The 5,440-nt window shown below is 50.8% G+C and carries 4 protein-coding genes and 1 pseudogene; 1 reads left to right on the top strand and 4 read right to left on the bottom strand.

The features are described from left to right. Positions 1-126: pseudogene (locus QZM67_RS39625) on the top strand (IS630 family transposase); the annotation flags it as partial. A gap of 432 nt (positions 127-558) precedes the next feature. On the opposite strand, the gene QZM67_RS39620 reads toward QZM67_RS39625, so the two are convergent. The 4 genes from QZM67_RS39620 to QZM67_RS39605 form a co-directional block, all read right to left on the bottom strand. After that, positions 559-2,808: a UvrD-helicase domain-containing protein gene (locus QZM67_RS39620; protein WP_301811871.1), complete on the bottom strand. Its 2,250-nt coding sequence runs from the start codon at positions 2,806-2,808 to the stop codon at positions 559-561. Further along, positions 2,808-3,647 carry a hypothetical protein gene (locus QZM67_RS39615; protein WP_301811867.1) on the bottom strand — a complete coding sequence of 280 codons (840 nt, stop codon included), beginning with the start codon at positions 3,645-3,647 and terminating at the stop codon, positions 2,808-2,810. The genes QZM67_RS39620 and QZM67_RS39615 overlap by 1 nt, the downstream gene beginning before the upstream one ends. A gap of 189 nt (positions 3,648-3,836) precedes the next feature. Next, positions 3,837-4,544, bottom strand: a complete 708-nt coding sequence (locus QZM67_RS39610; RefSeq protein WP_301811864.1) for a hypothetical protein — start codon at positions 4,542-4,544, stop codon at positions 3,837-3,839. Positions 4,545-4,758: 214 nt separating this feature from the next. After that, positions 4,759-5,214, bottom strand: coding sequence for a GNAT family N-acetyltransferase (locus QZM67_RS39605; protein WP_301811861.1), 456 nt, complete (start codon positions 5,212-5,214; stop codon positions 4,759-4,761). Between the last annotated feature and the right edge of the window lie 226 nt (positions 5,215-5,440).

Genomic DNA, 5,440 nt, shown 5'->3' with positions numbered 1-5,440 from the left:
CGCATTGATCAATTCGTCTCCCACTACAACGAAAACTGCAAGCCATTCGTCTGGACCGCGTCTGCCGATTCCATCCTCGAAAAGCTACACCGACTTTGTTCGCGAATCAGCGGAACGGGACACTAGATATGGGAGAACGGCTTCCGGCTCGAAGGCCACGAGGTGACTCTCAACAATACGGCGACTGAGCATGTGTATCGAAAGTTGTATTGAGGTGTTAGATAGCGGCGACGCGAAGTGTCACATTTATTGCGCACTGAGGCGAAGTGACGTGTTTAATGCGCTCGAAGCGGAAACAAGACTGATACTTCGATGACGAAAAGCACCGTCAAACCGAGGCCACGCTAGTGACACACTTATTGCGGCCTACGCATCCGCAGCGGCACCTCGATTCGTTCAACGGTACGCTGCAAGTCGACGCATACGTTGCATTGGTGTAAACAGCGACTTTTTTTCAATTTCTCTAGAATTACTGTGGCAATGCTTTCGCCGGTGTACATGGATGAAAGCATTGCCTAAATCATAAAAAATCCGACTAAAATTCTTTCGGATCGCCCGTCATTTTGGGATAAGGGTCAGGCTACCGCGATCGACGGCCATCTGTAGAATATCTGAATATCCGCCACGGTTATCACATGCTGAAATTTTCAGTACGTTTTCTGCGCGACTAGACCCAAGATATATGTTCGAAATGAAACGCCTTCGCATTCCAAGTGAAGCGTTCGTTGGAGCGTCCGCAACATCAACATGAATTAGAAATACAGTATCAAATTGCAAGCCCGCGACGTACTCTGGCATACTAAAAATAAATCTCTTACCTGCATGTCGAAGCTCGGAGGATGGATCACGTCCGGATATTGGAAATATTTTCCCTTCGTACTGCCCGTTGGCGATGGGCAGATATCGATCAAACATTTCCTCGCTTGCACACAAGACCGCGACACGGCGTCCCCCGCCTTTGGCGGAACGGGCTATTGTCACGGCGGAGTCTAGAACACTCTTGAAGAGACTTCTTTCATCCTTAAAAACGGTCAACTCAGGTTTGTGACCATCATCGAGTTGAGGCGTTCCGCTATAGAGATCCCATTCGCCCGGGATATTCAACGCTGGGAACGATGCATCCAAATCCGACAGAAATTCCGCAATTTGAGGGGTATAGCGAAACACCTTGTCGAGTTGTACTAGGTCAGAGTTCTGCAGTCCGCTGGTTGCAGTAAAAATTTGATTACTACCATCGGAGCTTTGCGTTGCAGTGTCGTTCGGGCTCTGCTTGAGGTCATACGCCATGAATATTGCAGGCCTTTTTGGCACCCCAGAATCGTCGGTTGTGCGGCGTATCAGCTTGTGGAGAATCTGACGCTCAACTGCTGTAAATAGATGAAGTTCATCAACGAACAATGCGTCGTATCCATTACGACCGCGGACGCTAGCCCATCGATTAGAATCTAAAAAGGTATTAAAGTCGGCTACCATCTGATCGACGCTGAGGGTGTTCATATCGGCAAGAAGGGAGCGGTAGCGTCGATGGATTTCAAGAAGAAAGCGCCGATCTTCTTCCCTAGGTAGATGCATCAGCCATCCGGCGCGTTGAGAAGAATTTTTTGCATACTTCTCTCCGCGTTCCTCACCTGACCTTATACTTTCCGCATCCAAAACGCTCGCAAATTCGTTCATTACTTCCGAAATGAATAGCCGATCGTTGCCCTGAGTTGCAGCCTCCCACCGAGTCATCAACGGTGACGTGATGTCTGAATACTGTGCCCGAGCTATGGGCGATCTGTACATTTCCTTAAGAACGGACTCAATAAGCTCAAACTGAAGCCTTTTACCTTCCCGCCCATCCAATGACAATGGCTCTAGATCATCTAGTGCGAAACGCAGATTTTCATACGCGAGATCGTACAGAGTGCGAAGTTCTAGTTTGCAATACTTTCCCACTCCGGTAAGTAGGCCGGTGGTGTCGAGGCTCTCTGTCATCGATCCGACTAGGTCGACGGAGGCTAGGCTGTGTGTAATAAAGCCGAGCTTGGTCACACTCTGATTTTTCTCGGCTTGCCGACCGTCGTGCAAGAACTTGACGACAAGAGACAGTGTTTTGCCCGTCCCGGCTGACCCGCGCAGTCTAACTGGGCCGTCATGTGGTTTGTCAACGAATAGGCGCTGCGCGGTAGTCAACTTGGATGAGTACCATTGGTCCAAGGTCGCTCCTTGCACAAACCCTTGGGGCAGTCTCTCAGCCAAAAGGATCCCCGCCGCCCCGTTGTCTTCTTGGACTTTTGCTTCCTGACGGGTTAACACAGCATCGGTTAAGCCAGATAGCGCGGTTTCAAATAATTTCTTTGGCCGCGGCAGCGAAGAAAAGTCGACCGTATCTTCCGTAACGGAGAATGCAAACAATGCATCCACTCCATTTGGTCGCATGTCAAAGTGAAGCCGCGAGTTGCGGTTCCTAATCTTTGGTGAGGCGGCGATCGAGAGCAAACTATGCTCATGGTATTGACGCCATGCAGCAGGAATTTTGACGCTTTCTGTAAAGGTCGCTCGTGCAACAGTTATGACTCTCTCGAAAATGGGTACATTTTCCCGATCTACTGAAAAGACTGTGTCATCGCCCTCGAGATTTACGACAACGATAGGACCACTATCATCGTCCAAACCTTCGTCGATGAGATAAGCGATGTCGTCTATCACCACACGTTTGAGTCCGCTGGCTCCGGTGGGTAGCAGATAGTCAGAGAACCATTGCTCGGATATCGAGAATTGTGAAAATCGAAAGAGCGAAGAGGGGGTGAACACTAGAGCTTTCATTATTGTTTAAGCGCCATAAGTTTGGTGGTCATGTCGTCGATTGCAATATCGCCCAATGCGGTCGTTTCATCTGGAAGCCCAATTCGAGAAAATTGATGAGCGAACAATTGCGCGACCTTGAATTGATATAATGGCGTTAGGCGACAAATTCGGGCGGCACTAACACTACCCAGTTTGGTCTGAGCCCTTTGTTGGGCAACTCCGGTGAAGCAGCAGGATGCATCTAGCGTGTAAATTCTTCGCATTCTAACGATAAAACCGATATCTTCCTCTCCTTTTACATCGCTGATGAAGAAATGACCATCCCCTAAATTCTTCTTGGCTTTTTCAATCTGCTCTTTAAGGTAACGCTTAGCGGTCTGCTCGTCTTTCTCATCTCTTGCAAATTCCGCCAATGTCGCGAGGGATTTAGCCCCAGGTTGCAGGCATCGGTGCAACTTCCGCATTCGAAGAGAAACATCTTCATAAGTTTTAGGCTTTAGAGCGAGTGTTGTCTGAAGCTTCTCGGATACCGTATCGGGTTCTGCTGTGACGAGCCATCGTAGAAGATCATCTTGCGCTGTGGAGTCTAGTTTGCAAAATCTGGCGATCTCAGTTGCTAATTCGTTTTTTCGGCTGGTAACAAATGACGGGATCCAGAAGCGTGTAAGGTAGTCTGCGAACGAGTATAAAGGCAAGAAGGCTATCGTGCCGTCGATCTTCTTGTGCGCCAAATCGCAGTCGGCGTTTATGACAACGCCAAGGCGAGGAAAATCCAGAGAAGGTTCATCGCACTCAATGCTTAGAATATCACCTTGTCTTATCTCTTCTTGTTGGCTGCAACGTTGAGTTTCATCCATTGGTCTGCCTGCGAAAATCATTGATTTATGTGCTGGTTGGATTATGCAGTTGCCGTTACCCTTACCTTCGCGACGTAAAGAGTTGCCAGCGTCATCGCCTGAATGACAGGCAACGCCCTTGTTGGAATACCGCCGTCTCATGTTTATCGAGAAGGGCTTAAAGAGTGTGCATGTCTCCAAGTGACAAGTTTATCCGAAGTACGAATGCGCTACTTCAGTTCTCTGCGAGGGCATTCTACGTGGCATCGGGTCACAGCAATTCTCGCCCGGCGTGATCCAATCCGGGCGTAAAACGGCTTGACGATAGCTGAGTGTTTTTCCCTCAATGACTACCAGATGCTCCTTGAGCTCATCGCCTTCATACTGTGCCCAGCAATCGATGAAGCGTTCCAGACGCGACGTACTGGTGTAGCCATCGCGTGCACGGGCACCGCCGCCTGACGATGGATTCACATCCAGTGGTTCGCGATCTACTGGAGAATTGGCTACCTGTTTGCCGGATGGCGCATCAGCCGTCGAGTCAGAGGTTTTCGGTCGGAATACGTCGATCACGTTGGTCGACTTGGATCGCTCCACCCGAGGGTGCGGATCGCCGTCAGTGTCACCGCCGTTAGCTCGACGCTGCGCATGCCCCTGCACCCAAATGCACGTTTCGAGATGCGGATTTCCGGCCGGCACTCGAAAGTGAATCTGACGATATTTCTCGGTTTCCTCGATCAACTTGTCATAGTTGACACCTGACACGAGCGGATTTTTTTCTGCTCGACAAGCATCATCGGAACATCGAAAGATGAATCGCTTTCGGCGATTTTCCGGCAAGGCAAAGTATGCTTTCTGTGCATCGTAGATATCAACGACTTTGCCGAGCTCCGCACAATATGCTTCCAGTATCTCCATCAATCCCCCTTAGCACCCTAGCGGTTGACCGCCCTAACTGCTTCAACGGCAACCGCGCGCCAAACTTGAGAAATGAGATGGATGGCCGCTTTGGAGTGTGTTGCCGACATCGGAATGTCCGAGCGTTGTCTCTCGCGACCGTCGCATGTTGGCCGAAACCGGACGACCAACTGGACTCACTAGATGCCATTTCGAATCCGCACGAGCCTGTCCCTCAGGAGGCGATGTGTTTCTGCATGAAAACACTCAGCGGATCGTCCGTGTAATCACCAAACGGTCCCCGTCGCTGATATCCAGCAGACGCATACAAACCCAGCGCCTCAGGCTGATAGGGTCCAGTCTCAAGCCTGATCACCTTGCAACCCGAGTCGACTGCCCGTAACTCAAGCGTAGTCAGAAGCTTCCTCGCGACACCCTGCCCACGCCCACGTGGGCTGACATACATCCGCTTCAATTCGCCGAATTCGGGGTTGAGGACAATCGCCCCGCACCCGATTGCCTTGCCTTCGCTGTCCCGCGCAACGACGAACAGCACATTGGATTGCTTCAGCGACGCGATATCCAGAGCGTGCCGGCTCTCAGGCGGGTACAGGGTGTCCTGGTACGCATCCAGATCGGCGATGAGGGCGATCACATCGGGCTGGTCGGGAGACTCGAAAGCGATAGTCATGGCAGACGAAGCTGGGCAAAAGGGAAATTGAAGTACCCGGCGACGAAGCAGTGCTCGACATCGATGGAATTCCGGTCTTCAGCCGCCGATTGTCAGCGAGAGCCTATCCGAACCTTTGTGTGTGAGGCATAAACTGAAGGCCAAGGAGCCACTTTTATGCCACGCAAACGCAAGGAAGAAGTAACGATTGAGCCGGGCAAGGGCTTGAACCTGGACCCGGAACTGA

The sequence above is a fragment of the Burkholderia sp. AU45251 genome, assembly GCF_030482905.1.
GTDB lineage: Bacteria > Pseudomonadota > Gammaproteobacteria > Burkholderiales > Burkholderiaceae > Burkholderia > Burkholderia aenigmatica.
The sequence above is the reverse complement of the archived record's forward strand: the minus strand, read 5'-3'. Positions and strand labels throughout refer to the sequence as shown.